At 46.9% G+C, this 25715-nt stretch carries 25 protein-coding genes; 9 read left to right on the top strand and 16 right to left on the bottom strand.

The genetic code is table 11. From position 1 onward, the window contains the following. Positions 1-100: 100 nt before the first annotated feature. A complete protein-coding gene (locus tag ACQ4M5_RS05485; RefSeq protein ID WP_430674603.1) occupies positions 101-364 on the bottom strand; it encodes a hypothetical protein in 264 nt (87 codons plus the stop codon). 412 nt (positions 365-776) lie between these two features. Between ACQ4M5_RS05485 and ACQ4M5_RS05480 the strand changes: the two genes are divergently transcribed. Next, positions 777-3632 carry a filamentous hemagglutinin N-terminal domain-containing protein gene (locus tag ACQ4M5_RS05480; protein ID WP_430674602.1) on the top strand — a complete coding sequence of 952 codons (2856 nt, stop codon included), beginning with the start codon at positions 777-779 and terminating at the stop codon, positions 3630-3632. A 65-nt stretch (positions 3633-3697) separates the two neighbouring features. On the opposite strand, the gene ACQ4M5_RS05475 is transcribed toward ACQ4M5_RS05480, so the two are convergent. The 12 genes from ACQ4M5_RS05475 to ACQ4M5_RS05420 form a co-directional block, all read right to left on the bottom strand. Next, the gene (locus ACQ4M5_RS05475; protein WP_430674601.1) at positions 3698-3868 is read right to left on the bottom strand and encodes a hypothetical protein; all 171 of its coding nucleotides are present in this window, start codon (positions 3866-3868) and stop codon (positions 3698-3700) included. Positions 3869-4176: 308 nt separating this feature from the next. Next, positions 4177-5613 carry an NCS2 family permease gene (locus ACQ4M5_RS05470; protein ID WP_430674600.1) on the bottom strand — a complete coding sequence of 479 codons (1437 nt, stop codon included), beginning with the start codon at positions 5611-5613 and terminating at the stop codon, positions 4177-4179. A 40-nt stretch (positions 5614-5653) separates the two neighbouring features. Next, on the bottom strand, positions 5654-6322 hold the full coding sequence (locus ACQ4M5_RS05465; protein ID WP_430674599.1) for a pentapeptide repeat-containing protein: 669 nt from the start codon (positions 6320-6322) through the stop codon (positions 5654-5656). Between the two features lie 255 nt (positions 6323-6577). Then, positions 6578-7870, bottom strand: coding sequence for a glutamate-5-semialdehyde dehydrogenase (locus ACQ4M5_RS05460; RefSeq protein WP_430674598.1), 1293 nt, complete (start codon positions 7868-7870; stop codon positions 6578-6580). A 55-nt stretch (positions 7871-7925) separates the two neighbouring features. Continuing rightward, positions 7926-8489 carry a nuclear transport factor 2 family protein gene (locus tag ACQ4M5_RS05455; RefSeq protein ID WP_430674597.1) on the bottom strand — a complete coding sequence of 188 codons (564 nt, stop codon included), beginning with the start codon at positions 8487-8489 and terminating at the stop codon, positions 7926-7928. A gap of 37 nt (positions 8490-8526) precedes the next feature. Next, positions 8527-9276 carry an SDR family NAD(P)-dependent oxidoreductase gene (locus ACQ4M5_RS05450; protein ID WP_430674596.1) on the bottom strand — a complete coding sequence of 250 codons (750 nt, stop codon included), beginning with the start codon at positions 9274-9276 and terminating at the stop codon, positions 8527-8529. Positions 9277-9387: 111 nt separating this feature from the next. Further along, positions 9388-10470, bottom strand: a complete 1083-nt coding sequence (locus tag ACQ4M5_RS05445) for a helix-turn-helix domain-containing protein (RefSeq protein WP_430674595.1) — start codon at positions 10468-10470, stop codon at positions 9388-9390. Continuing rightward, the gene (locus ACQ4M5_RS05440; RefSeq protein WP_430674594.1) at positions 10421-10804 is read right to left on the bottom strand and encodes a type II toxin-antitoxin system VapC family toxin; all 384 of its coding nucleotides are present in this window, start codon (positions 10802-10804) and stop codon (positions 10421-10423) included. Before ACQ4M5_RS05440 ends, ACQ4M5_RS05445 begins: the two co-directional genes overlap by 50 nt. Then, positions 10801-11031: a type II toxin-antitoxin system Phd/YefM family antitoxin gene (locus tag ACQ4M5_RS05435; protein ID WP_430674593.1), complete on the bottom strand. Its 231-nt coding sequence runs from the start codon at positions 11029-11031 to the stop codon at positions 10801-10803. The genes ACQ4M5_RS05440 and ACQ4M5_RS05435 overlap by 4 nt, the downstream gene beginning before the upstream one ends. 17 nt (positions 11032-11048) lie before the next feature. Next, the gene (gene hrcA, locus ACQ4M5_RS05430) at positions 11049-12119 is read right to left on the bottom strand and encodes a heat-inducible transcriptional repressor HrcA (protein WP_430674592.1); all 1071 of its coding nucleotides are present in this window, start codon (positions 12117-12119) and stop codon (positions 11049-11051) included. Between the two features lie 104 nt (positions 12120-12223). Then, on the bottom strand, positions 12224-12556 hold the full coding sequence (locus ACQ4M5_RS05425) for a rhodanese-like domain-containing protein (RefSeq protein ID WP_430674591.1): 333 nt from the start codon (positions 12554-12556) through the stop codon (positions 12224-12226). A 225-nt stretch (positions 12557-12781) separates the two neighbouring features. Then, on the bottom strand, positions 12782-13858 hold the full coding sequence (locus ACQ4M5_RS05420) for a hybrid sensor histidine kinase/response regulator (protein ID WP_430674590.1): 1077 nt from the start codon (positions 13856-13858) through the stop codon (positions 12782-12784). Between the two features lie 14 nt (positions 13859-13872). Here ACQ4M5_RS05420 and ACQ4M5_RS05415 point away from each other — a divergent pair, with 14 nt between their 5' ends. Next, positions 13873-14961: a response regulator gene (locus ACQ4M5_RS05415; protein ID WP_430674589.1), complete on the top strand. Its 1089-nt coding sequence runs from the start codon at positions 13873-13875 to the stop codon at positions 14959-14961. Here ACQ4M5_RS05415 and ACQ4M5_RS05410 read toward each other — a convergent pair. Next, positions 14958-15725: a methyltransferase domain-containing protein gene (locus ACQ4M5_RS05410; protein ID WP_430674588.1), complete on the bottom strand. Its 768-nt coding sequence runs from the start codon at positions 15723-15725 to the stop codon at positions 14958-14960. The genes ACQ4M5_RS05415 and ACQ4M5_RS05410 overlap by 4 nt on opposite strands. A gap of 176 nt (positions 15726-15901) precedes the next feature. Between ACQ4M5_RS05410 and ACQ4M5_RS05405 the strand changes: the two genes are divergently transcribed. Beyond that, positions 15902-16135, top strand: a complete 234-nt coding sequence (locus ACQ4M5_RS05405) for a photosystem II protein, Psb35-related (protein WP_430674587.1) — start codon at positions 15902-15904, stop codon at positions 16133-16135. A gap of 561 nt (positions 16136-16696) precedes the next feature. Here the strand turns inward: ACQ4M5_RS05405 and ACQ4M5_RS05400 are convergent. Together ACQ4M5_RS05400 and ACQ4M5_RS05395 are read right to left on the bottom strand one after the other, a co-directional pair. After that, positions 16697-17080, bottom strand: a complete 384-nt coding sequence (locus ACQ4M5_RS05400) for a DUF4346 domain-containing protein (RefSeq protein ID WP_430674586.1) — start codon at positions 17078-17080, stop codon at positions 16697-16699. A gap of 32 nt (positions 17081-17112) precedes the next feature. Continuing rightward, complete coding sequence (locus ACQ4M5_RS05395; protein WP_430674585.1) at positions 17113-18306, bottom strand: GNAT family N-acetyltransferase; 1194 nt, start codon at positions 18304-18306, stop codon at positions 17113-17115. Positions 18307-18657: 351 nt separating this feature from the next. Between ACQ4M5_RS05395 and ACQ4M5_RS05390 the strand changes: the two genes are divergently transcribed. The 6 genes from ACQ4M5_RS05390 to ACQ4M5_RS05365 all read left to right on the top strand — a co-directional run bounded on the left by ACQ4M5_RS05390 (position 18658) and on the right by ACQ4M5_RS05365 (position 25685). Continuing rightward, the gene (locus tag ACQ4M5_RS05390; RefSeq protein WP_430674584.1) at positions 18658-20700 is read left to right on the top strand and encodes a sensor histidine kinase; all 2043 of its coding nucleotides are present in this window, start codon (positions 18658-18660) and stop codon (positions 20698-20700) included. A gap of 84 nt (positions 20701-20784) precedes the next feature. Beyond that, positions 20785-21399, top strand: coding sequence for a DUF3611 family protein (locus ACQ4M5_RS05385; protein ID WP_430674583.1), 615 nt, complete (start codon positions 20785-20787; stop codon positions 21397-21399). Between the two features lie 106 nt (positions 21400-21505). Further along, positions 21506-22672 (top strand): DegT/DnrJ/EryC1/StrS family aminotransferase, encoded by a 1167-nt coding sequence (locus ACQ4M5_RS05380; RefSeq protein WP_430674582.1) that lies wholly within the window; start codon positions 21506-21508, stop codon positions 22670-22672. Between the two features lie 4 nt (positions 22673-22676). After that, positions 22677-23576: a cyanoexosortase B gene (gene crtB / locus ACQ4M5_RS05375; RefSeq protein ID WP_430674581.1), complete on the top strand. Its 900-nt coding sequence runs from the start codon at positions 22677-22679 to the stop codon at positions 23574-23576. After that, on the top strand, positions 23557-24228 hold the full coding sequence (locus tag ACQ4M5_RS05370; protein ID WP_430674580.1) for a cyanoexosortase B system-associated protein: 672 nt from the start codon (positions 23557-23559) through the stop codon (positions 24226-24228). Before crtB ends, ACQ4M5_RS05370 begins: the two co-directional genes overlap by 20 nt. A 245-nt stretch (positions 24229-24473) precedes the next feature. Next, complete coding sequence (locus ACQ4M5_RS05365) at positions 24474-25685, top strand: polysaccharide biosynthesis/export family protein (RefSeq protein WP_430674579.1); 1212 nt, start codon at positions 24474-24476, stop codon at positions 25683-25685. Positions 25686-25715: the final 30 nt, after the last annotated feature.

Here is a 25715-nt window from a genome sequence, read left to right as displayed (position 1 = left end):
TCAATAAGAAGCCTGGAACGAATTCAAACGGTTACTGTTTGATCATTCGTGACTGTGCTTATTTTCTTCATCCTCCTTGCGTCGGAAATTTGCGAGTCGTTTAATGAGCAACCACCCACCCGTAAGTCAAAACGCCCAATCCCAAAACACCCACGATCGTCTCTCGCTGCTCCTGCCACAATCGACGAACACTGCTGAAGAAATAGCTGAACGCTGCTCGTCGCGATCGTCCCAACTCTGTCATCAATTCTTCAACTTTGGCATCCACTTCTTCAAGCGTGATTTCCCCACGTTGGTAAGAGGCTTCGAGTTCATTCAGTTTATGCCAGTATTCATGGGTTGCTTCTAACAAATTCGGAGTCATAAAAGGCGTTGTTATAAACTTTTGTAAAGCTTAACGCACTGGATGCAGCCGCTTGGTCTGTAGTTAGGCAGAACTGTGGTCATCGATCGGTAGAGTAGTGTCGCTAAATCTGGATTCAGGCGCATTCCGCCAGTTGGCGTTCAGTTGCGAGAAACTCTGCCACTTGAGCCTCAATTTGAGTTTCCCAAAGAAGGGTTCTGCACAAAGCTGTTGTGATTCGCTTTTGCGCTTTTGTTTGCTTGCTGATCATCTTGGCGTTTTCTCTAGAATTCTGATATCTATAAATCTCATACAAAATCTCATATTCCAACTCATTGAGCGGCAAAGGTGTTGTTAATCTCGATCGAATCTGCTTGAATCACCACAGGTACGCATTGGAGTCGGATTGAAGCACATCATTGAGGATGCACCTGTGAAAACTCAAGCTTGGATGTTGGGATTGGCGCTAATGTTCGGAGTTGGACTGAGCGATCGCAGTATTGCTCAAGTCGTGCCGGATCTGACCTTGCCTGTAGGAGAGCGATCGCAAATTTCTGGCGATCCCAACATTCAAATCGAGGGGGGCGCAACCCGTGGCAATAATCTCTTTCACAGCTTCCAACAGTTCTCAATCCCGACAGGCAGTAGCGCCTCCTTTAACAATGCTCCGAATATCACAAACATCATTACTCGTGTTACTGGAAGTAATGTTTCTAACATTGACGGATTGATTCGAGCAAACGGAACTGCAAATTTATTCCTAATCAATCCCAACGGGATTCTATTCGGTGCAAATGCTCGTTTAGAAATTGGTGGATCATTTCTAGCAAGTACCGCAGAGAGTCTAAAGTTTGATAATGAGTTTGAGTTCAGTGCCAGCAATCCTCAGTCTCCACCCTTGCTCACGATTAGTGCCCCGATTGGGTTGCAGTATGAAAATCGATCGGGGGAAGTGCGATCGCAAGGTGCAATTTTACAAGTTCCGAATGGGCAAACCTTAGCTCTAGTCGGTGGTGATGTGGCAATCGACGGTGGGCAATTACTCGCACCCGGAGGACGAATCGCATTAGGCGGTATTTCAGAAGCGGGAACCGTTGTATCAAACTCCGATGGTAGTTTGAGTTTTCCTGATTCCCTTGCACGAGGCAATGTAGTGCTGACAAATGGTGCTTCAGTCGATGTTACGGCGGGTGGCGGGGGTGAGATTGCGATCTCGGCACGGAATCTCGACATGAGTGCAGGCAGTCGTCTTCGAGCGGGAATTGGCGAAGGGTTAGGATCGGCACAAGCCCAAGCTGGCAGAATTACTATTCAAGCGGCAGAAAATGTCACACTGCGAGACGAATCATTTATTGAAAATTTAATTGCTGCTGGCGGGATCGGGAAGGGTGGAGACGTAGTGATTAATGCGCGATCGCTGTTCCTGACTAACGGATCACAAATAGCAGCTAGTATCTTTGGTGAAGGAGCAGGCGGAACTTTGACCGTCAAAGCCACGGACTCGATTCAACTCGTTGGAGAGTCGGCAGATGGTCAATTTTTCAGCGGCTTGTATGCTCGAACTGAAAGTCGTGGCGATGCCGGGAATTTAAGCATTGAAACGGGAACGCTCATCGTCCGCGATGGGGCAATAGTATCAGCTAGTACCTTTGGTGAAGGAGCAGGGGGGAATTTGACCGTCAAAGCCACGGACTCGATTCAACTCGTTGGAGAGCCGACAGATGCTCGGTTTGGCAGCGGCTTGTATGCTCAAACTAATCCTGGTAGTCGTGGCGATGCCGGGAATTTAAGCATTGAAACGGGAACGCTCATCGTTCGCGATGGGGCACGAGCCGGATCGGGAACCTTTGGTGAAGGAGCAGGCGGGAATTTGACCGTGAAAGCGACTGACTCAATCCAACTGATTGGAACCTCGGCAGACGGTCAGTTTGGCAGCAACTTGTTTACCGATACCTCAGGTCGTGGCGATGCCGGGAATTTAAGCATTGAAACGGGAACGCTCATCGTCCGCGGTGGGGCGCAAGTATCAGTTGGTACCTTTGGTGAAGGAGAAGGCGGAACTTTGACGGTGAAAGCGACTGACTCAATTCAACTCATTGGAGAGTCGGCAGATGCTCAATCTCCCAGCGGCTTGTATTCTGATGCTGACAGTCGGGGCAATGCCGGGAATATCAACATTGAAACGGGAACGCTCATCGTCCGTGATGGGGCACAAGTATCATCTGCTACCTTTGGTGAGGGGGCAGGTGGAAATTTGACTGTGAATGCCACTGACTCAATCCAAGTCATTGGAATCTCAAGAGATGGTGAGTTTGGCAGCCGCTTGACCGCAAACACAAGGGCTAGCGGCAATGCTGGAGAGATCACGTTGAACACCAGACAACTCCTGCTTGGGGACGGGGGACTAGTCTCTAGTCAACAAATCACCCCAACGGCAACCGGAAGCGTCGGCAGTATTCGTGTTGAAACGCTCTCGCTATCTGTCGGAAACAATGCGAGTCTCACTGTCGAAGATGCAAGAACGATCGTCGATCGTCAAAGCACCAAATCTGCTGGCAATATCGACATTCAGACTAACTCGCTGAGAATCGATCGGGGTCTCATCTCTGCTGCAACTGCTAGTACCGATGGCGGGAACATTGGTCTAGACGTGCAGGACGTATTGCTATTACGGAACGGAGGGCGAATCTCGACCGATGCGGGAACGGCTCAAGCGGGCGGCAATGGAGGTAATATCACCCTGAATAGCAACTTCATTGTTGCGGTGCCTGAAGAAAACAGTATTATCTCCGCCAATGCCTTTACAGGTCGCGGCGGCAACATTCGCATTACCACGCAAGGACTCATCGGGATTGAGCCTCGGTCGAGTACCACTACTGGATTGAGCAGCATTACCGCGAGTTCCCAATTTGGCATCAGTGGGACGATCGTGCTGAATACTCCCGATGTAGATCCCAGTCAAGGTTTAGTGCAGTTACCCGCAGAGCTACAAGACACGAGTGGATTGATTGCCTCCACTTGTCCAGCAGATGAAGGCAATTCGTTTGCGATTACGGGTCGCGGTGGACTGCCCGACGATCCGCGACAACCGTTGATGAGCGATCGAGTTTGGATTGACGATCGCGCTCCAAGCCAATCTTCACTTCCGACTGCTCAACCTGTTCCAGAAATCGTCGAAGCGCAAGGCTGGATCAAGCAACCCGACGGAAGCATTCATCTGGTTGCAACCTATCCAAGTAGCACGTCGCAAGTGTTTCGCTCTCTTCTGTGTGCAGTGCGATCGAACTGAGTTGAACAATTCACCGAGTGATTCATCATTCAACTCAATCCGCGATCGTTCATTGAGCAATCTATCTAAAACGGTCTAATCTGATTCAGATATCCCTCTTGCGATCCTTTGCGATGACCTCTGCGATATTCGTCCTCTTGCCCTGGAAATTTTTCTGGTTGAGATGGTTTCCCGGCAAAGCCCCGCAGATATCCAGCTTGATAGGCATCTTGACGAGATGGGGTTTCTTGAGACATCGCTTTCTCCTAGTTTGGGTTTTGATTAGAGTAAAGAACTACCATGCAGCGAGTAATCATGATAAGTAGATGAGTGAGATTAATCGTAAGATGCGTTTCGACTCCGCTCAACGCGCAACACCCGATTCTTCGAGGGTTGAGCGCAGTCGAAACCCAAACCCAACGAGTAGTTTAATTTGGCTCTCCTACTTAGCTCCTTATGTTTGATGAGCAGTAATATGGCAGTAACCTTCGTTGATGAATTGAGCAGGATTACTTAAGCCGTTTGTCAATTGCAGGATTTAAAGTACTCTGATGATGTAAAAACTCTAAGTTTGCAAGGTGATTAACGTGAAATAAGCCACGGAAATACCTGCCAAAATTAAGCTCGATCTCTTCGAGTTACCCGCAAAGGGTCGCAGTTTTTGCACATCTCTCTGAGCTACTTTTGCAACTGCATGAGCAATCAATCCTGCTGCAACTCCATCTGCGATCGAAAACGTCAGCGGCATGATCAAAATCACTAAAAATGCTGGAATGGCTTCTGATAGATCAGTCCAATCGATCGAGCGGACACCACTCATCATCATCACACCGATTATGACGAGCATTGGAGTTGTTGCAAAAGCAGGAACAGCGGCAAATAGTGGAGCAAACACGGTCGAAATTAGAAATAGAGCGGCAACGACGATCGCGACAAATCCACTCCGTCCCCCTTCAATAATTCCGGCTACCGAGAGTACATAGGGCATCGTAGGAGTACTCCCAATCAATGCTCCAAAGGCTGTACCCAACCCGTTAGCCAGCAGAGCAGGTTGAGAACGGCGCAATTCACCCTCGGCGTTCAATTGGTTCATCTGATGCCCCAATACATTCAGCGAGCTAATCGAATCTGACAGCGACACAAATAGCAAAATAAACACCACTGCAATAAAGTTCCCTAACTGTGACCAACTAAGATACTGCACTCCAGCGATCGCTTGTCCCATCAATTCCTGTGGAAAGTGCGGCAAGGTGAAAATGCTCTGAGGGAAAGGAGCCACACCACAACTCCACCCCAGCAAAGCAGTGCCAACGATGCCCAACGACAATGCCCCTTTAACTCGTCGAATCATCAGTAGGATTGTTAACAGAATCCCAAAAATCGCAATTAATGTAGCAGGCTGCTCCAAGTTCCCTAAAATCGTCGGGGTTGTCGTCCCTGCGGCAATAATACCTGCGCCTAGATGGGGAGAAGCAACCTTTCCCGATAGTGCAATGTAGGACAGGAATAAGCCTAAACTGACCACCATTGCTTGCTTCAATGAATTGGGAATGGCATCGTTTAGGGTGCGACGAAAGGGACTTACTGAAAGCACAGTGAATAGAATGCCTTGTACAAACGCAGCGGTGAAGGCTAAACGCCAATTCATTCCCATGCCAAGCACGATCGAGAAAGCAAAGAGCGCCGCTGTCCCAGTCCCCGCACTCACCGCAAAAGGATAGTTTGCAAGAACACCCACTAAAAAGCTGGCAACTGCTGAACAAAGTGCAAGTGCGACTACAATCTGCTCAAATAAGTCTCCAGGCTGCTTTAGAAACACAGCATTACCTAAAATATGAGCATTCACCACCAGCGTTGGAGCGATCGCCATAAACGTGGTAAGACTCGCCAGCCATTCAGTCCGATAGTTTGTGCCTAGCTGCTCAAACTGGAAATACTGGCTGATTTGTTCTGGTAATGATAACAACGTTGGTTTGAAGGGAACAGTTCTTTGCTTGAGCATGGAAAGATACCGATACAGGATGGGGGCAAATTTCGATTCTTCAGAAAGCCTCTACAGTGCTAGACGACAACCTTATACTTCTGTCGGGCGGGGAAGCTTCAATCAGTTGCCACAGAATCGGCGCAAGGTGTCTCCACCGATTTGGATCTCCGTCTTGAACGACAGGAATCTCTCGATCGAGGGTTTTCCACTCTTGCAAACTCTTCCGCTGACTACTCATACAGACCATGATTTCGCCTTCATCGCAGTACCACACGACAGAAACCAACTCGAAGTTGATCGATTTCACCTCGCGCATATTTCCGATCGCATAGTGCAAGTCAGCAGCACTCAAATTGGCACAATCCAAGTCGGCAGAACTCAAGTCAGCGTATTTCAGGTTGGCAGAATGCAAGTTGGCAGAACTCAAGTTAGTAAAACTCAAATTTGCAAAACTCAGGTTGGCATGATGCAAATCAGCAGAACTTAAGTTTGCAGAACTCAAATCGGTAAAACTCAAATTGGCAGAACTTAAGTTTGCAGAACTTAGGTCGGCATGATGCAAATTGGCGTTCCGCAAGTTGGCATTCCGCAAATCAACAGAACTCAAGTTAGTAAAACTCAGGTTAGCATTCCGCAGATCAGCGATCGCACCTTCTTTCCCGTTCGACTGAATCCATCGCTGGTGCTGTTCAATCCTTGCCTTGATTTCTTCGTTGATGATTGCCATGATTAACCACCTTGCTAGTTGAGCGGGGAAGCGCTTTGCTGAACTGTCTTTATCGTAGAAATTCAGCGCAAGGGAAACATCTGAAGAAAGTCTCGACTGCGATTCAACTAAATAAAGTCAATCCGATTCACTTTCGTTGATTGACTCAGCAGAATTGCTTATATCTTTCGTTGATTAGTCATGCCTCTTGCTAAAGAGAACTTGACCCAGGCGATCGCTCAAAGACCTGAGTTCGGATTAACGCTAGGCGGTTAATCATAGATCCCGATGCGTAAATGGTTTTGCATTTTCACCCGAATAAGTTGCTGCAATCTGACCATTTCCAACCAGTTGATACTTATAAGTCACTAATCCTTCTAAACCCACCGGACCCCGTGGCGGCATCTTTTGAGTACTAATGCCAACTTCGGCTCCAAATCCATATCGAAAACCATCTGCAAATCGTGTCGAACAGTTGTGATACACACCCGCAGCATCCACTTGATTCATAAATTGCTGTGCGGTTTTGGCATCTTCAGTCACGATCGCATCAGTATGCTTTGATCCGTAAGTGTTGATATGTGCGATCGCGTCTTTGATCGAATCCACAATCTTGATCGCCAAAATCAAATCACTATACTCAACTGCCCAATCCGTTACTTCTGGAATGTTCAAAATCTCACGAGTTCGTTCATCGCCTCGGAGTTCAACATTCTTCGCTTGGAGTGCAGGAGCGGCTTCGAGCAAAAATTCAGACGCGATCGCAGAATGTACGAGTAAAGTCTCGATCGCATTACAAGCAGCCGGATAATGCGTTTTAGAATCGACTGCGATCTGAATTGCTTTCGGAATATCAGCGGCTCGATCGACATACAAATGGCAAATTCCATCCGCATGACCTAACACCGGAATCCGAGTATTATCCTGGACAAATTTCACAAACGAATTCGATCCGCGTGGAATAATCAGATCCACAGATTGATCGAGTTTTAATAACTCTAGTGTTTCCTCTCGTGTTGTCAGAAGTTGCACCACAGACGGATCAATTTCTGTTTGCGAAAGTCCTTGATGAATTGCTTTAACTAATGCTTCACACGATCGAATTGCTTCCTTCCCACCTTTGAGAATAACACCATTTCCTGATTTGATCGCAAGGCTGGAAATCTGCATCACTGCATCCGGTCGCGCCTCAAAAATCACACCGAGAACGCCTAGAGGACAGCTAATTCGTTTTAGGATTAGACCCTCATCGAGTTCGCGATGAATCTGGACGGCTCCAATTGGATCAGCTAACTTGCCAACATCGCGCACACCGACGATCGCACTTTTCAGTTTCGCCTCATCCAACTTCAATCGGGCATACAACGCAGATGCAATTCCGTCCAATTTTGCCGCCTCACAATCTGCTGCGTTTGCTGCAAGAATTTCACTGGAATTCGCTTCTAAAGCATCGGCAATTTTCGCGATCGCATCATTCCGAATTTCGGTTGATGTTACTGCAAGCTGTCGTGCCGCCTTCTGTGTTTGCTGTGCCAAAGTTGTGAGTGAAATTCCAGTAAAAGCAGTCATGATCGATCGAAACGCAACCCATCAATCATACCGAAGATTGATAAGCTCCAGAAAATCATTCATGCGATCGATCTTGATTTCGTGCGATCGCAGTTTGCGCCATCGATTTCTGAATCGCGACAGGAACACCAATGTAGTCAGCGATTTTATGCTGCTCAAAAATCATTTCACAGATCTTCCACTGCCCATCCTCGTAACGGAAAATGAACCGATTCATTCCCTGATCCAAAATCGCAGGAAAAGCAGTGGGTAAAGGCTGTTCTGACACCACTTGAATCACCAACATATGAGCCACGATACAAGGACGACCCTGCTCATCCATAAACAAAACATGATTCGCAAACAAGTGGCGAAGTCCATACGTCGGAATCGCTAGACCTACCATTGCTCCTTTTCCTTGGGCATATCCCATGCCATGATTGATAACAATGTCATCGGTGAGTAAGTCAAACACTGCGTCTTGATGAAGCGCCCCACTCGACCATTCAAAGCGGTGAAGGATTTCCATCATCTGTAATCGGTCTTCTAACGTTAGTGCTTTACCGTCAGCCGTGATCAAAGGTTTGCGATCGAAAAAGGCTTGCGGCAGTACCAGTTGACTCATCATTTGTGAGGTCATGCAATTTCTCCTTCGTTGTATGAATGAAAGTAGAGAACTAGCGCTCTTGTGCAGTGGGACGAATCAAGAGTTCATTAACAGCAACGTAATCCGGTTGAGATAACGCATACACGATCGCGGTTGCAATATCTTTGCTTTCCAGCGTTTTCATCGATCCATAGAACGCTTCTGCCATGTTCTTTGTCTCAGCATGAGTAATGTGCTGTACCAACTCAGTCGCAACCACACCCGGTTCAACGATCGTGACGCGGATATTATGGCTAGAAACCTGCTGACGTAGCGACTCTGAAAATGCACCCACTGCGAACTTAGTCGCACAATACACGGCTCCATAGGGTTGAGCCACTCGACCTGCAACTGAGGAAACATTCACAATATGACCCGCCTGCTGCGATTTCATCAGCGGTAAAACGGCATGAGTCGCGTACATTAGCCCCAAAAGATTGACATTCACCATGCGCCGCCAGTTTTCTGTATCTGCGCCATCAATCGGTCCTAGTAGCATCACGCCTGCATTATTAATCAAAATGTCGATCCGTCCCCAAGCTGCCTGAACTTGCTCGACTAGGTTTCGCACTTGAGCTTCATCTGCTACATCTGCCTCAATCGCGATCGCAGTTCCACCCTGGTCTTGAATCTTTTGGCGCAAACTTGCTAATCGATCAGCGCGTCGAGCCGCAAGCGCCACTTTTGCCCCCGATGCGGCAAGGTCGATCGCGGTTGCTTCACCAATTCCAGATGATGCACCTGTCACAATCACAACTTTGTCTGTTAGATTTCCTGTCATCGTGCTTCAACTCCTAGCAATGGATTCAAGCAGCTTGCTTTTAGCGGTTTGCCCAATCAGATTAGAAGATTCGCTGGAGGAAGTCTTTCAAATAGTTGCGGTTTTTGCGAATTATTGCTGTGTACATTGACGAAAGTGTCGAGGGGTAGCGCCCGTCTGCTGTTTGAACGAGGTTGTGAAATGACTCTGATTGGAAAACCCACAGGAATCTGCAATGTCAGATAGGGGCATTTGAGAGTTTTGTAAAAGCTGTTTGGCGCGATCGACTCGCTGTCGAAGCAAATATTGATGAGGCGAAATACCAATTGCCTGCTTGAAGCAGCGAATGAAATGATAGCGGCTCATGCCAACAACCTGCGCGATTCGCTCCAATGACAAAGTTTCTTCAAGATGCTCGTGCATATAGTCCACAGCGGGACGTAACTGATAACTCGATCCATTCCCAAAGTTGTCTCTTAACCTGGGTTTTTCCACGGTGTATTTTTTGAGCAAGTGAACAGAAAGTGCGGTCATCAGAGAGTCAACGTAAAGAAAGTTGATGGATTGAGCGCTCTGCATTTCTAGTTCTAAAAGCTGCTCAATGTGTCCGATTACGGGGTCGAAGTGTGTCAACTGCGGCTGCAATTCCATCGATCGCCCTTCAGTCTCTTCGTAAGCGCTCAAGGAGATTTGAGCCAGGTCAAGCGTCAGGATGGAAAAGCGGCTTTGTGCATCACATTTTGCTTGATGAGAGAGCGCAGCAGGAAAGAGTGTCGTCGAGTGTGTTACCTTTGCGACTTGAACCTTTCCATCTAAAGCAAATTCGACGGGCGTAGCCTCTTCAAAATGCAAGATGACAATTTCGTGGTGGGGATGTGAATGCTCTGGAGTTTCAAGAAAAGGTTCGTCATATTGACCGAAGTAGAACCTTTTCTGCATCGAAAAGGACTGCGTAGGCGCATCTACTACAATTCGCCTGTGGGCTTCCTCTGTTAGCGATTTCTCTTGCAGATCAACGATCAATCCCTTCTCGCTGCTCATACTGCCACCTCGGACATACTGGATCGATGAATGCTCTCGTGCATCAGCATGAGATCGCCTCAATGGTTTTAACTCAGCATATCCGAAAGGTAATCCGCAGTCGCTTCCACAAGCGCGATCGTCATCAAATCGTAGTGATCGGATAGGTGCGAATTGCTGGATCGACAGTTGCAATTACTAAATTGTGATATGAAGCTTGACAAATCAACATTCGATCAAACGGATCGCGGTGTAGAGATGGTAAGTTTTCTAGCTGAATTACGCTACTTTCACCCAAATCAAGGTTTATAATCTGGTGTGCCTCTCGCTGCTGTGGTAGATAGGTTGCAGGATGACTGGGTAAAGGCAATTTACCTAACTGATATTTGACAATCACTTCCCAAATGGAAACAACGCTCAAATAGACTTCATTATCTGGATCACGAATGGCATCGCGTGTAGAAACCGTTAACTGACTGTCTCCACTGATGAACCATAGGAAAATATGTGTATCAAGCAGAATTTTCATTGACCTTCAAATGCACTGAGAATATCTTCTGGCAAAGGTGCATCAAAATCATCTGGAACCGTAAACTCTCCAGCACACAAACCAAAAGGTCTAAGTTGTTTTTGAACGGGTTTAAGTTCTGCGATCGCTAAATCTTCCCGAACAATCATCAGCGTTTCACCCGCTTCGACTTGTTGAAGGTACTTGAGCGGATCACGTTGAAGTTCATCGATCGATACACTTTGCATAAAATCGCCTCGTGATTCTAACTCAGCATATCCGAAAGGTAATCCGCAGTAGCTTCCACAAGCGCGATCGTATCTTCATACAGCATTCGAGTCGGTCCCAAAACTCCAATACTTCCAACCGGAACAGTCCCACGATTGTAAGTTGATGAAATTAACGAACAAGCCCGAATCGGCTCTAATGGATTTTCTGAGCCGATCCGAATCGAAACTCGTCGCCCTTCTGCATCGGGTTGATCAAAAATCAATGGCATAAGCTGATCCTGTTCTTCTTCCAACAAATGCAGAATCATTTGGACTTGATTTAGCTCTGAAAATTCTGGATGTCTGAGTACTTCAGAAACACCGCTAATCATCAATTGAGACGGAACAGATGATTGTGCTAACCGATGCAGTAAGTCCGACAGCACCGAAGTCAATAAGGAACTATAACGATCGAACTCTCGCCCCAACTCACCCCAATCCAAGGTTTGGATTTCCGAGAGCGATCGACCACGTAGCTGTTCCGATAAAAAGTTCGAGAGAATTTTCAACTCTCGATCGACAATTTCTGCATCCGGTTCCTCAGCAACAGGCGGCAATTCCATCAGTACCGATTGAGTCTCATACGTATCAGTGACAACAATCAACATGACTCGATTCGCATCGATCGGGACAAGCTGGAGATGTTTTAACTGCGTCGTATGCGTCATGGGCATCGTGACGATCGCAATATAGCCGCTCAAAGTTGAAAGAATCTGCGCCGCGCCTTTCAGCACCGCTTCAAAGCTCCATTTGTCCCAATTTAAGCGATCGTTCAAAATCTGCTCGAATTGGATCGCGACTCCGGGAGACGGCTGAATTAACTGATCGACATAGATTCGATAGCCTGAGTCGGAAGGCACTCGACCCGCTGAAGTGTGCGGCTGGAATAGAAGTCCGACCTTTTCTAAATGCCCCATTGCATTGCGAATCGTGGCAGAACTCACACTCAGGTTGAATTCTTTCACCAACGCGCCCGATCCCACAGGTTCCGCTGTGGCGATGTAGTGTCGAACGGTTGCCCAGAGAACTTGCTGTTGACGATTATTAAGAGGGGGATTTATTGACATTTTGAAATGACGATCGCGCTTTAATCGAATTGAGACTAAGATAGCACTTTCCTCATTTTTACTTTAGATTTCGGTCGCGCATCGTAGCAAAACCGACGAATTGATTAATAACGCGGGATCGAACGATCGACCATTGCGGAATACGCATCAATTCCACCTGAAATATTTTTAACGTTCGTAAATCCTTGCTGTACGAGCCAGTTACACATTTGTGCCGATCGAACTCCGTGATGACACAGCACTAAAGTTTCTGTTTCAGCATCAAGCTTGCTGTGAATCTGCTCAGACCATTCGGAAAACTCACTTAATGGCAAGTTTTGAAACGCTGGAAGGGAGGCAGTTTCGACTTCCCAAGGTTCGCGCACATCGACAAATTGAATGTTCGGACGATCGAGACATTGGGCGAGATCTTGAACTGTGATTTGAGAAAAAGACATGATTTAATTTGGCTAAGAGGATGTTTGAGAAGTATAAAAAGCGGCTTTGCTGCGTTGCGAGTCCACCCGGAAATAAATCTCCGGGCTAATGGAGGAAACCCCGCTGAAGCGGACTGAGAGCGTAATTCGGAGTTCTTAGCCCAGTTTAGTGGGCTTCCCCTGATTAGCCCGGAGATTTATTTCCGGGCGGGTGAATGTGATAAACGATTGCTTTTCAAACACCCTCTAAGATTGCAACGGTAGCACAACAGTAAAAGTACTTCCCTGATTGAGTGTACTGTCAACGGTGATGCTGCCACCACAAGCAGAAACTAATTGCTGCACGATCGCAAGTCCCATTCCTGAACCGGGAATCGTTTCGACGTTAGACCCTCGATACATTGGCGTGAAAATGAATTCTCGATCGCGCTCTGAAATTCCAATGCCCTGATCTTGAACTTCGAAAATGAGTTGATCTGCACGACAATTTACGTTGAAATAAACTTCGCGTCCAGAATATTTAATGGCATTCGTGAGGAGATTCAGCAAAATCTGCCTCAGCATCATTTCATCGAATTCAATCATCGATCGCAAAGACAAATTGGCGAATTGAATTTCTGTATGAGCATAGATTTGTTCAACTTCAAAAATAAGCGCATTGCAGAATGTAGAGAGATCAATCCAAGATGGTTTTAGTGATAGTTTTCCAGATTGGCAGCGACAAAAAATTGATGCTCGATCGAGAAATTCTGCCATTCGTTGTACAGAACTTCGAGCCAGCGCTAAATGATCGAGTTTTTGCAGCGATCGAGCCGAAAGTTCTTCTTGCTCCATCAGTTCAATCCAATCTAAGGTAATGAGCATCGTACTCAGTGGCGTTCGGAGTTCGTGATCGACTGTATGTAAAAGCTCTCTTTGTTTTTGATTAGAATTTAATTGTTGAACTAATTTAACCTGTGTTTGATGTTGGCGAAGTGTCTCACGAATGACAGTATCGAGCACTGTTTCTTGATAGGGATTCGTCAAACAAGGCAAATCGATCGACATTTCACAAGACTGATTTTCTGAATCAAAACACACGAGCGGAATTTCAGCGACCTCGATCGCGCCCACAATTTTACTTTCGATTTTTTGTCGATCGATTAATACTAAATCAGGCTGTTCATCGACCATCAAATCTGTTAGATTCTCTGATGCAACAATCGTTTTATAGCCTAAACGCTGTAGTCGATATTTCAGATCTAATCCAATCCAATGTTCTTTTGAAATAACCAACACTTTAACGATCGACATACAATCTAAATCCGTCTGGTTCGCGCTCATCAGCATACAAAAAAATGCGTCTGTTATTTGTCGAAGATGATGTCGAATTTTCTGAACAACTCAGTCAAATTCTCAAACAGCATTATGCCGTAGACATTGCAACTGATGGGGAAACGGCTTGGAAATGGTTGCAACTTGTAAACTATGATGCGGTGATTCTTGATGTGATGTTGCCTAAATTGAATGGGGTTGAATTGTGTCAACGCATTCGAGAGGCAGGACAGCAGGTTCGGATTTTGTTGCTCACCGGACAAAGCACGATCGACGATCGCATTATCGGACTCGATGCGGGAGCCGATGATTATCTGATCAAGCCTGTGGGATTTCAGGAAGTCTTGGCGCGGTTAAGAGCGTTATTACGTCGCCCTTCATTCATTGCTTCGACCCGGTTGGAATGGGGCAATCTTCAGCTTGATCCAGAGCGTCATCAGGCGACATTTGCAGGAAAAACGATCGCGCTGACGCTCAAAGAATACTTGTTGCTGAAATTATTTTTGCGCCACGGCGATTGGGTTCACAAACATAGTGTGATTTTGGAACAGCTTTGGAATCTCGACTGTGATTTGCCGAGCGAGGAAGCGGTTCGAGCGCACGTGAAAGGCTTGCGTCGAAAGCTTAAAGCGGTGGGAGCAGGAGATTTGATTGAAACTGTTTATGGGGTTGGATATCGGCTTAATCCTGCGTATTTAACCCCAACTCGATCGACGCATCCAACCGTCCTAATTGTGGCAGAGCAAAAACCAGCCGAAACGATGAAAGAATTGCTAGAACCTTGTGGTTTGTCGATCGCATTATCGATCGAGCCTGCCGCTTTGCTCAAAACACTGGATCTCACCCAGCCCAATTTATTAGTTCTAGCCGCAGATGCCACTGGATTAAATCGGTTAGCTTTGTGTCAAGTTATCCGACGCGATCGCCGCTGGAACTGGTTGCCGATCGTGTTAATGATGGCGACAACCGATCCAGAGATGGTCAATCAAGGATTTGCAGCGGGAGCCGATGATTTTGTTCACGATCCGATCATTCCGCATGAATTGACGAATCGCGTTTTAAATCGTTTAGAACGGGTACGTCAATTACAGAAACGATTTCAAACGAATTAGATCATCGATCGACGTTGTGCAATTACATACAAATTCGCTGCAAATTGATTCAACAACCAGGTTCTTTCGGCTAAATGATTCAACCGATAAATCTGACTCAACAACGGCGTGAAGACCTTTGCAAATGGCGAATCTGGCGTGTATCCAAATGATGAAAACGAAGGCAATACTTGGTGATATCCAGATTTCACTGGAACGAATCCGGTATGTAGCAACATTCGTCGAATTTCTGACAGAGAATACAATCGCTGATGGGGAGCCACCTTAAAGAAATTACGATTGAGAAATTCCGTATACGACAAATGATTGGGCAAAAATGTAATGAGAAAATAGCCATTCGGTTTCAGAATCCGATAAAGCTCTTTCAGCGATTCAAAATCATTTGCAACGTGTTCTAAAACGCCGCTACTAATTACCACATCAAAAGAATTATCTTCGTAGGGCAAATGATACGGATGCGTCAATTGCGAATAAATTAAGTTCGATCGCTGTGAAAAGATGCCAAAATCGCCCGCTTCAATATCACAGCCGTGAATTTCGATATTGTCATCTGCGAGATGCGATCGAATCATAAACGCCGTCTCAGCACTCTTACAGCCCCAATCCAAAAATCGATGCTGTCCTTCCAGATAAGGCTTGAACAAGTCGAAGGCTTCAATCCGCCGCCGCAGCATTGGAAACGATTCGAGATTTTCAGGAAAGTCGAGGTCTTTCGATCGAGCTTCCTCACGATAAAGCTGGACAAGCTGCTGACTGAGTTCCATAGATTAAGCAACGACAATTTTGTGAAGGTTTAACTACGATTAAACCAAGTCACGCTCTTTAACATCTGACAAAAGATAGAAGTTCGGTTTTCCCTACCCAAGAGCAATTTGCATAATTTTGCAATCTTCTGTTACATTAGTTTACAGAAAGAAACAGAACTTTACAGGAGGTTCCGATGGTCATTCTCATCAGTCTGTTTGTGGTTGGCTGGGTCGCGGTAGCTTTGCTGGGTTCGATGACGTACTTTCTGGGCGAACAAAGCAAGCCGATCCACGCTCGAAACTGGCGATCGACTAAGTTTGAAATGCTCTCTAAATCGATCACCGGAACCTCGATCGATTACAGCACTCGTATTCCTGCCTTTGATGTAGCAGATGCCTACGCGAGTGCAAATTTGCCGAATAGATAAGGTTTTTTAGTCTTGACTTCTCTCTTCTAGATTCGCCCTTTGCTGTGACTGGCAAGGGGTTTTTTATTAAACTTGTTCTGAAAATCGAAGATGCTCACCGAATGGAATTTGGGGCTACACAAACAAAGTGCGTCTGCACGCACTAACAGCCATCTTGTCTTAGAGAGTGTTTAAGAAGTAATCGCTCATCGCACTCACCCGCCCGGAAATGAATCTCCGGGCTAATCAGGGGAAGCCCACTAAGGAGATTTATCGAAAACAAATTACCCGCTGTCTTCGGCTTCGCTCAGTCAGCTAGAGATCGCGCCCTGAGCGAAGCCGAAGGGCAGTCTTTCAAGCGGTAAGCTCTTTCGTAGAAATCTCCTAAACTGGGCTAGGAACTCCGAGTGATGCTGCCAGTCCGCTTCAGCGGAGTTCCCCCCATTAGCCCGGAGATTGATCTCCGGGCGAACTCGCAACGCAGCAAAGCCGCTTTTTATACTCCTCAAACACCCTCTTAGTCCGCCATTGCGGACTTCGTTTGTATAGCCGCGAATTCTATTCGCCAGGGCATTTGTAATTTTAATCCTGGATATAATCTCGATCGCTTAACAAACACTGTTCTGCCCGAACAAATTCCCGTCCCAAATACGCCGCATGATCGAGCCGACTAATACAACAAGTTTCCGGCTTCTCAAAGATTTCGATACACAATTCCTTCGCCGTCCGACCCTTGAAAATCTTGCTCGGTCTGCGCTTCAATTCAACCCCACAAGGAAGCGGCTCACCCGTCTCTGGGTCACAAGCCAATCCCTTCTCGTTGATCGTGTTCGTGTAGTGTTCTGCACAGATCAGCCGAGAAGCTCGATCGACATAAATAATAAAGTAACCATTGGGATCAAGTTCGATGAAGCGATTTGACAACTTATCATCGAACATTACCGGATCAAAAACTGCTTGAGTCATGTCATCAGAAATATGGATCTAACTGAACCATTCTAGATTTTGAAGTCGATCGTTTGTTGCTTAAACGGCAATTCTTGATTAATTGCATCAATTTCTTGCTGTTCGAGATCGTTCACTTGATCAATGTGCGATCGCAGAATTTGAGACAACCGACTGTTATAAAACCGATGCAACGAATGATTTGGAGTCGCTGGAAATCCCCGCCGCTTCTTATGTCTACCGCCTGCGCCCGGATCAAACAATTGAATGCCGTTTTGAATTCCCCACTCGATCGGGGCATAGTAACAGGCATCAAAATGTAAACAGTCAATTTCCTGAGTACAGCCCCAATAGCGACCGTATAAGCGATCGCCTTTCGTCAAACAAAACGACATCCCGATCGGATGATGCTCATTTCCTTCTGCGTATGCGGCAAAGAAAACGACTCGATGCCGATAGTTGGAATAAAGCTGCTCAAAGAATTTCTTCGTCAGATACTTACTGCCCCACCAGCCGAACTTATCGCAAGTATCGCTGTAGAAGTTGTACATCGTCGGAAACATCGATCGCGGAATGTCATCCCCCGTCAGCACTTTGAATTCTAATCCTGCATTGACTACGGCTTTTCGTTCCCGTTTAATATTGCGACGCTGATTGGCATTAAACGCATTTAAATAATCATCAAACGTCTGATAATTCTGATTTGCCCAAATGAAATTATGGTGCAGCCAAGAGCTAAATCCATGTCGTTCCATCACGGGTCGCCATTCGGGATCAACATAGAGAAAATTACAGCCCGAAATCCGATTGCGAGAACAAAAATGATCGATCGCACTCACCATCATTTCAGTGAGTTCGTCCTCATCTTCTCCGGGTGCAATCAAAAATCGATACCCTTCAGCGGGTGTAAACGGCGACATTCCTAATAATTTTGGGTAATACTGAACGCCCAATCGATCGGCTAAATCTGCCCATTGATGGTCAAACACAAATTCGCCGTAACTATGACCTTTGATATACAAAGGAGCCGCAGCGATCAGTTCTCGATCGCGCCAAACCGTTAAATGATTCGGCATCCAACCGGATCGAGCCGTTGTACTGCCGGAAATCTCCATATTGTGCAACCAGTCCCACTCCAGGAACGGCGTTTTCAGCGGCATTGCCAACGCATCCCAGGCAGCCTGCGGAACTTCAGAAATCTTATTGATCCAAGCGATCGACGTGCGGGGCTGGAATTGTTCAACCATAACCAGAGATTAGTAGCTTCATACAGCGTAATAGATTTGCCCAAATCTGGCATAAGAGAGTGAAATTCCCCGATCGGGGTATGGTGATTGAGAAAAATTTCTTCAACAATGGCAAGAAGTCGATATCACGGCTAAAGTAAAGACAGATTTTTAGCGCAAATTCGCTCGAAATCACTGATCTAGCGGATGAACTTGATGGTTTTATATCGATAATCTGATGTTTCTGCGTTTGATCTAGTGATTCCGCGATCGCGGTAAGCTTTTCAGTGATTCGTTTTTCTGTGCGTTACTTTCATCATCAGTCCTGCTCTACTCTGCTGATTCGTTCCCTCACCCAGTCACCAAGGGCTTATGGCAAAGTCACGACAATCTTCATTCCGCCGTATCCTGCTGAGACGCTTATTACTGCTCAGTATTCCGGTGCTATTAACGGGTGAAGTCGTCGCCTACAAAAAAGCCCGCTCTGGTCTACTCGAAACCGCCCGTCATAACCTTACTGCCAGTGCCGTTCGTAAATCCGAATCTCTCCAAACCTCGATCGCGAATCTTCGATCGAATCTCGCCCTCGCCACAACCTCTTCAGCGCTTCAAACCGACTCTCCTCAATCGACCTACGATTTTCTAGAGCAGCTTCAACGCACTTCCCCAATCTCGCTTCAGTGCATTCAATTAATCAACATTCGCGAAAGAACAGTCAAAGCCAGCACGTGTGGCAGTCAACCGATCGCACAATTCCCGCTTGATCCTTGGAACAGTCCTGCTGCTTCCGATGGAGCAAATCCGAAAAATATTCAAGTTGCACTCGCTCAACCGTCACGAGTTGGAGCTGAAGCGTCGATGGATCATCAGTTAAATCTTGTGCTGAGTGCTCCTGTAACGGTTCGATCGAACAATCAAACAACTCGATATGCACTCAGTGTCCAAGCTTCGCTCTATTCTAAACCCGAACCTGCGCTCAATGCGATGACTACGGGTTACACGGTCGTAATCGATGACACGGGCGTAATTTTGGCTCACCCGATCGCAGAACGGATCGGACGCAATATTCGCCAAGAAGCTAACGCCCAACAACTTCAGCAAGTGTTTGAGAACGCGATCGCAAATAGCACAGTTGGCGATCGTGCCACCAATCAACAGGAATCGCTTGATCCGGTTTTATTCGAGGAAAATGGTGCGGAATGGTTGGCAGGCGGTAGCGCGATTCAAGTGGCACTCAAGAACGGTGAATCTTCGACTTGGGTGGTGTTAGCAGCAACTTCAGTCGATAGTGCTCTCTATGGTTTAGCCGATATCAAGCAAGTTCTGATCATTCTCACGCTCGGATTGTTAACGGCAATTCTACTCGCGACTTTATATCTGACTCGCGATCTCGCACGACCGATCGAGCAATTAAGCGAATATGCCCTCAAAATCCGCAAACGCCTTGACGGAGAACGCGCTCCCAAGAATTTCAAAGTGCGAGAACTCAACTATCTAGCTGAAGCGCTCGATAACATGGTCGAACGTTTAGAAGAACGTGCCAGTGAACTCGAAGCCGCTTGGCAAGAAGCCCAATCTGCCAACCAAGTCAAAAGTGAATTCCTTGCCACCACATCTCACGAACTGCGAACTCCGCTAAACGGCATCATTGGCTGTATCCAACTGGTGCGAGATGGGTTTTGTGACAGCCGCGAAGAAGAACTGGAATTTCTCAATCAAGCCGACAAATCCGCTAAACACCTACTACAAATCATTAATGATCTACTCGATCTCGCAAAGATCGAAGCGGGCAAAGCGGATTTGAATTTACAGCCGATCGAGATTCAGCATCTTTGCCAAGAATGTCTCAAAATGGTGCAGCCCACCGCAGATTTGAAGCGGCTCAAGTTGATGTTTCACTTTAATGCAGAGTGCGATCGAGTTTCACTCGATAAATTACGAGTCAGTCAGATGGTGATCAATCTGCTCTCGAATGCAGTGAAGTTCACTCCAGAGGGTGGAACAGTTTCGCTCGTGGCTCGAATCGGATATGGCTATCAACTCGCTCAGGATGTGAGACCCGATCGGAGTCCAATCAATCAAGAGACTTCTTACCTTTGCTTAGAGGTTGAAGATTCAGGCATCGGCATTCCCAAAGATCGCTGGCATCTACTATTCAGACCCTTCCAGCAAATAGATTCTTCGATGACAAGAAAACATGAAGGGACAGGATTAGGACTTGCCCTCACCAAGCGCCTCGCAGAAATGCACGGTGGAACGCTCTCGTTCTGGTCAGTTCCAGACAAAGGCAGCACCTTCCGAATCTGGCTCCCTTGGGTAGAGAAGGCAGAACTTCCGAAGACTAAGACAGATGGAACTGAGGTCACACAGGAACAACCGTTGAGAAAGATTGAAGAGTTGGGGACGCGAGGCTGATTTTCGAGATCGTTCTGTAGAGAGTCGAATCTTTTAACTCGCTTTAATAGCGTGTGAGATAGATAGTCGATCGAGGAAACAAAGATGCAGCCTCATACACAACTTCCAGCCCCAGAAAGTGATTCTCTAGTTCATAAGTTAGGACAAATTGGGCGAATTTTGCGGCTAATTGGATGGTCAGGAATCGTCACTCAGCTTGGTCTCGGAGTCGCCGCTGGAGTTCTCTTACTCTTTGCGATCGCGGGACGAAATTTCAATAGCGCGATCGGTGCTCAAGAACCTAATGTCGCAAGTACAACTCCCGGATTAGGAATTGCTACATTTTGGGCAGTCGCGGCAATTGGGGTACTCCTCTACACCGCATTTCTGGCGTTTCGACAGTTACTTTTTGCGCGTCGATTGCGTCATGCCAATGTCGATCGACATCCGAAAAAAAGCGACATCGTACAAGTGTTGAGACTGGGTATCATTGCAGGTTTTATCGGAATGGCGTTGGGAATTTTAGGGGGCGGATCAGCGTTAGGCGTATTGTTATCGAAAGCGATTTCTCAGCCGCAAGGAGTCGCAATTTATGATCCCACTCGAATCATTCGTCCGCTAGATGTCTTCATCGCCATGTCGAGTATGCTCGCGGTGACGGCGCATTTTCTCGGAACGATCGCATCAGTCGCGACTGTAAATTGGCTCTCGCGTCAGTAAATGCGCTGGAATTGAACTCTGTTGCTCTGGGTACTCTGAACCCGTCAGGCTCCTCTGACGATTCGGGAAATCTACCCGGCTGGCTTATTTATCTAGCGGCTTCAGTATGCAGAGCATCACTCCTCCTGTTCCTTTCGTCGATCTCGCTCCTCTCCACCGACCAATTCAAGCTCAAATCGAGCAGGCAATTCACGGGGTGCTTCAGCGTGGCGATTATGTCATGGGGCAGTCGGTGAACGAGTTCGAGCAGGCGTTTTCTAAAGCCTGTGGGGTGTCGCATGGGGTTGGGGTAGCTTGTGGAACAGATGCGATCGCGCTCGGTTTACAAGCCTGTGGAATCGGTCACGGCGATGAGGTGATTCTCCCTGCGAATACTTTCGTAGCAACGCTGATCGGAGTTTTACGCTGCGGGGCTACTCCGGTTTTAGTCGATTGCGATCCGAAGACCGCTTTACTTGATTTAGTCGCGGCAGAACGAGCGATTACACCGAGAACAAGAGCGATCGTACCTGTTCATCTTTATGGGCAAATGGTCTCGCCTTGTTTGCTGAGAGATTTGGCACATACTTACGAATTGATTATTTTTGAAGATGCAGCACAGGCTCATTTAGCTGAACGCGAAGGCATTCGAGCCGGATCGATCGGGCTTGCGGCTGCCTTTAGTTTTTATCCGAGTAAGAATTTGGGCGCGTTGGGCGATGGGGGAATCGTCGTTACCAAAGATGAAGCGATCGCAGCTAAATTGCGAACGCTCAGAAACTACGGCGCACCTCGTAAATATTTTCATACTGAGCTTGGAACAAATAGCCGTCTAGATTCGATTCAGGCTGCGATTTTGAATGTGAAACTTCCGCATTTACCGAGTTGGAATCGCGATCGCGCTCAAATCGCAGAACAGTACAATGCGCTCTTAAAGCCGTTACAGTCGCGTGGATTAGTTCCGATTTTTAACCAGAGCGGGAAAGGTCATGTCTACCACTTGTATGTGATGCGAGTGTTGAAATCGGAAACGGTCGATCGAGAAACCTTACAAGCACGACTCGAAGCTCAAGGCATTCAAACTGGGATTCACTACCCGTTACCGTGTCACTTACAGCCAGCATTTAAAAATTTAGGCTATCGCAAAGGAGATTTTCCGGTTGCTGAAAGTTTGTGTGAGGAAATTATTTCATTGCCCATGTATCCCGGTTTGACTGAAGCCCAAGTCATTCAAGTAGTTGGCGCGATCGAAGAAAGTCTCGCAACTCCCGCTATTGTTCAACTTCCGGTCTAAAGTCATGCACATTCGGCGTTTTTCATTTCTCGATCGACATTGGAGCGATGTCGTTCTCCTCGGATTGCTTGCGGTTTTGTATGTTCCCTTGCTGGTTCATTGGTATGACGGTTGGATCAGAAAATCGATCAGCATTGAACATGAATATTTTAGTCATGGCATCATCGGTCTACCGTTTGCAGCGAATATTGCTTGGTACAATCGCAAGCGTTGGGTTCGACTCTCTGATCAGGTTGGTTCAGCTAGATTTATCAGCATTGGATTGATGTTGATTGCTGGAGTAATGTATCTGAGTGGACTTCCTGATCCGGTCAATCTTTCATTTCCGATTCTGCTGACTGCAATTTGTCTCTGGCTCAAAGGCTTACCTGGATTCAAACTGCAATGGTTTCCGTTATTGTTAGTCGCGCTTGCAACACCAAACGAAATTCCTTATTTGCTTGCACCTTATACAATGCCACTTCAAAGCTTTATTGCTGGAACCGCAGGCTTTATTCTGAATCAGTTTGGCATGAATGTGACGGTTCAGAACATCTATCTCTTTGTCAACGATCGCTTAGTTGAAGTGGCTCCATACTGTGCGGGATTGAAGATGCTATTTACTAGCTTGTATGTTGCATTGATGATTTTGTACTGGAGCAACAATCTACGATCGCGCTCTTTCTCGATCGTCTTCATGCTTGGAACTATCTTTATTAGCGTTACTGCAAACATCATCCGCAATACATTACTCGCGTTCTTCCACGGTACAGGACAAGACTCAGCCTTCCATTTACTTCACGATGGTTGGGGTGGAGATGTCTACTCGGCAGCGATGCTGGGTTTACTAATAGTGCTGTCAAACCAGATGGAAAAGTTTTTCGCACCATCCAGCCCCAACCCTGATGCTGACCTCATTCGCTAAGTCCAACTTCCCCAAAGTTGCCTTACTGCTGATTCTGATTGGATTGATTTGCTTTGGTGCATTGCCCGGTTACTTATCTGGGGGTCAATGGCGATGGAAGGCTCCCCCACAAGTCACCGTTCTAAATCAGTTGAAAGCACTGAAAAAAGAGGGCATCGAAATTCCAGGTTGGCAATCGATCGAGAAAACTTCAGTCTCGATCGGTGAACGCAAATGGATGTTAGAAAATCTCCAAGATTCCACGCAAACTCAAGCAACCGTTTTATTTTTGCCGCAAGCTCGATCGATTGATCAACCTCAAGTGGAATGGTCAGATCTCGACGGTGCTCAAAGTCTCAAAACCGATTCTCATCGCCAAATCCAAGTCGGTTCAATCACCGTTGAATTTCTTCGAGCTTGGACACCGAGACAAACTTATGCCGTGATGCGGTGGTATGCCTGGGAAGATGGTGGGCATCCGGCTCCGTTTTGGTGGTTTATTCGCGATCGCGCTCTTCAATGGCAAAACCGTCGAGCCGCTTGGATTGCTGTAAATATCAGTTTGCCGATCGAGCCATTAGACGACATCGAACTGCATCGGAGCAAACTCGAATCCTTAGTGCAAACCGTACAATCCACCTTGACGAATCAAGTTCTGCGTTCTAACTCGTAAATTTGGGCATACTGAGGCGGAAAACTCGGATGTCATTCGGGTGCATCTCAATACAATGTAGCTCACCTGAGCTATGGCAGTACCTACTTCAGTTAGGACACTTCTAAGAAGCCCCCCAGCCCCCAAGTTTGGGGGAGCAAGAGTCTTAAGCCCCCAATTCTGGGGGCTTGGGGGCAACTCCGAGGATGTCCTACTCTAAATTTCCACTGCTATAGAAACCCCGCTTGATACGGATTGCTTATCCCATGCGTTTAGTTGAATTGCAATTTCTCCGGTCTGCTCCACGCGGATGGATCACCTCGCTGCTGATGGCGGGCGTGTATTCGATCGCTCCTGCGAGTTCGATTTGGCTCAGTGCCCGAAGCGTTTCGGCTCAACCTTCTGCGCCTTTACCGATTCAATCTCGTCTGTCGCCTCTTGAACTGATTGAGCAAGCACGACAAAGACTCCGTGAATCTACGACGCAGCAAGTTCCAAATACTCCTAATCCGTCCGTTCCTCCTGTGAATTCTTTCGGGCTGTATCGCTTGGGAGCAGGAGACACGATTTCGGTTCAAGTGCAGCGATTTACTGATTTGAACTTTCAAGCGACGATCGACCAAGAAGGCAATATTACGGCTCCATTGTTGGGCAAAGTACCGCTTCAGGGATTAACGATCGCACAAGCCCAAGACCGGATTCGACAAGGTGTGAATCGCTTTGTGATTAATCCCGTCGTATTCGTAGCGCTAACCAGTCAGCGTCCGGTTCTGGTGACAGTCACAGGCGAAATTGCGAAACCCGGACTGTATACGCTATCTCTCCCGCGAACTTCTACAGCTTTATTGTTAGCAGGAGGCGCAACCGGACAGGCAGATTTGCGATCGGTCATCGTCAAGCGTCCCTTATCAGACGGTTCGATGCTGGAAGAAAAGCTGGATTTAGTCACACCCTTACAAGAAGGAACACCACTACCAGATTTGAAACTTCAAGATGGTGATGTCGTTGTCATTCCGAAACTATCCGAACAGGAACAGAACTACGATCGAACTTTAATGGCTCGATCGACATTAGTAAAACCGCAGATCAATGTTCGACTGCTTACCTACGCAAGCAACGGACTTGGAACACTCTCACTTCCAAATGGCAGTACTTTTCTAGACGCGCTTACTGCTGCAAGACCTGGACCTGATACTGCCAATCTTCGTCGAGTTGCGCTCATTCGATTTGATCCAATTCAGAAAAAAGCCGTTACCCGCGACATAGATGCTCGAAGTATTCTCAGCGGCAATATGGCTCAGAACATTCAGCTTGAAGACAATGACGTGATTGTGATCGGGCGAAATCTCGTGGGCAGAATCACTTATGCGCTCAACACTTTCACGCAACCGTTCCGAGATGTGCTCGGCTTCTTATTGTTCTTCCGTGAACTCCGAAATGGAGCCGATAGCTTATTTGGTCCCACTGGGCGCGAGTAGTTAGTTACTTCTATTTTTAGTCAGGGCTTT

The sequence above is a fragment of the Leptolyngbya sp. AN10 genome (assembly GCF_050565645.1).
In the GTDB taxonomy this organism is placed as follows: Bacteria; Cyanobacteriota; Cyanobacteriia; order Leptolyngbyales; family Leptolyngbyaceae; genus Leptolyngbya.
The sequence above is the reverse complement of the archived record's forward strand: the minus strand, read 5'-3'. Positions and strand labels throughout refer to the sequence as shown.

What these genes read in the sequence shown, in the direction of transcription:
- ACQ4M5_RS05385 (WP_430674583.1), top strand. Translation starts at nt 20,785, where the DNA reads ATGCAGCCTCATACACAACTTCCAGCCCCAGAAAGTGATTCTCTAGTT.
- ACQ4M5_RS05440 (WP_430674594.1), bottom strand. Translation starts at nt 10,804, where the DNA reads ATGAAAATTCTGCTTGATACACATATTTTCCTATGGTTCATCAGTGGA.
- ACQ4M5_RS05485 (WP_430674603.1), bottom strand. Translation starts at nt 364, where the DNA reads ATGACTCCGAATTTGTTAGAAGCAACCCATGAATACTGGCATAAACTG.
- ACQ4M5_RS05380 (WP_430674582.1), top strand. Translation starts at nt 21,506, where the DNA reads ATGCAGAGCATCACTCCTCCTGTTCCTTTCGTCGATCTCGCTCCTCTC.
- ACQ4M5_RS05460 (WP_430674598.1), bottom strand. Translation starts at nt 7,870, where the DNA reads ATGACTGCTTTTACTGGAATTTCACTCACAACTTTGGCACAGCAAACA.
- ACQ4M5_RS05395 (WP_430674585.1), bottom strand. Translation starts at nt 18,306, where the DNA reads ATGGTTGAACAATTCCAGCCCCGCACGTCGATCGCTTGGATCAATAAG.
- ACQ4M5_RS05365 (WP_430674579.1), top strand. Translation starts at nt 24,474, where the DNA reads ATGCGTTTAGTTGAATTGCAATTTCTCCGGTCTGCTCCACGCGGATGG.
- ACQ4M5_RS05465 (WP_430674599.1), bottom strand. Translation starts at nt 6,322, where the DNA reads ATGGCAATCATCAACGAAGAAATCAAGGCAAGGATTGAACAGCACCAG.
- ACQ4M5_RS05415 (WP_430674589.1), top strand. Translation starts at nt 13,873, where the DNA reads ATGCGTCTGTTATTTGTCGAAGATGATGTCGAATTTTCTGAACAACTC.
- ACQ4M5_RS05475 (WP_430674601.1), bottom strand. Translation starts at nt 3,868, where the DNA reads ATGTCTCAAGAAACCCCATCTCGTCAAGATGCCTATCAAGCTGGATAT.
- ACQ4M5_RS05390 (WP_430674584.1), top strand. Translation starts at nt 18,658, where the DNA reads ATGGCAAAGTCACGACAATCTTCATTCCGCCGTATCCTGCTGAGACGC.
- ACQ4M5_RS05450 (WP_430674596.1), bottom strand. Translation starts at nt 9,276, where the DNA reads ATGACAGGAAATCTAACAGACAAAGTTGTGATTGTGACAGGTGCATCA.
- crtB (WP_430674581.1), top strand. Translation starts at nt 22,677, where the DNA reads ATGCACATTCGGCGTTTTTCATTTCTCGATCGACATTGGAGCGATGTC.
- ACQ4M5_RS05470 (WP_430674600.1), bottom strand. Translation starts at nt 5,613, where the DNA reads ATGCTCAAGCAAAGAACTGTTCCCTTCAAACCAACGTTGTTATCATTA.
- ACQ4M5_RS05455 (WP_430674597.1), bottom strand. Translation starts at nt 8,489, where the DNA reads ATGACCTCACAAATGATGAGTCAACTGGTACTGCCGCAAGCCTTTTTC.
- ACQ4M5_RS05425 (WP_430674591.1), bottom strand. Translation starts at nt 12,556, where the DNA reads ATGTCTTTTTCTCAAATCACAGTTCAAGATCTCGCCCAATGTCTCGAT.
- ACQ4M5_RS05435 (WP_430674593.1), bottom strand. Translation starts at nt 11,031, where the DNA reads ATGCAAAGTGTATCGATCGATGAACTTCAACGTGATCCGCTCAAGTAC.
- ACQ4M5_RS05410 (WP_430674588.1), bottom strand. Translation starts at nt 15,725, where the DNA reads ATGGAACTCAGTCAGCAGCTTGTCCAGCTTTATCGTGAGGAAGCTCGA.
- ACQ4M5_RS05420 (WP_430674590.1), bottom strand. Translation starts at nt 13,858, where the DNA reads ATGAGCGCGAACCAGACGGATTTAGATTGTATGTCGATCGTTAAAGTG.
- hrcA (WP_430674592.1), bottom strand. Translation starts at nt 12,119, where the DNA reads ATGTCAATAAATCCCCCTCTTAATAATCGTCAACAGCAAGTTCTCTGG.
- ACQ4M5_RS05370 (WP_430674580.1), top strand. Translation starts at nt 23,557, where the DNA reads ATGCTGACCTCATTCGCTAAGTCCAACTTCCCCAAAGTTGCCTTACTG.
- ACQ4M5_RS05405 (WP_430674587.1), top strand. Translation starts at nt 15,902, where the DNA reads ATGGTCATTCTCATCAGTCTGTTTGTGGTTGGCTGGGTCGCGGTAGCT.
- ACQ4M5_RS05400 (WP_430674586.1), bottom strand. Translation starts at nt 17,080, where the DNA reads ATGACTCAAGCAGTTTTTGATCCGGTAATGTTCGATGATAAGTTGTCA.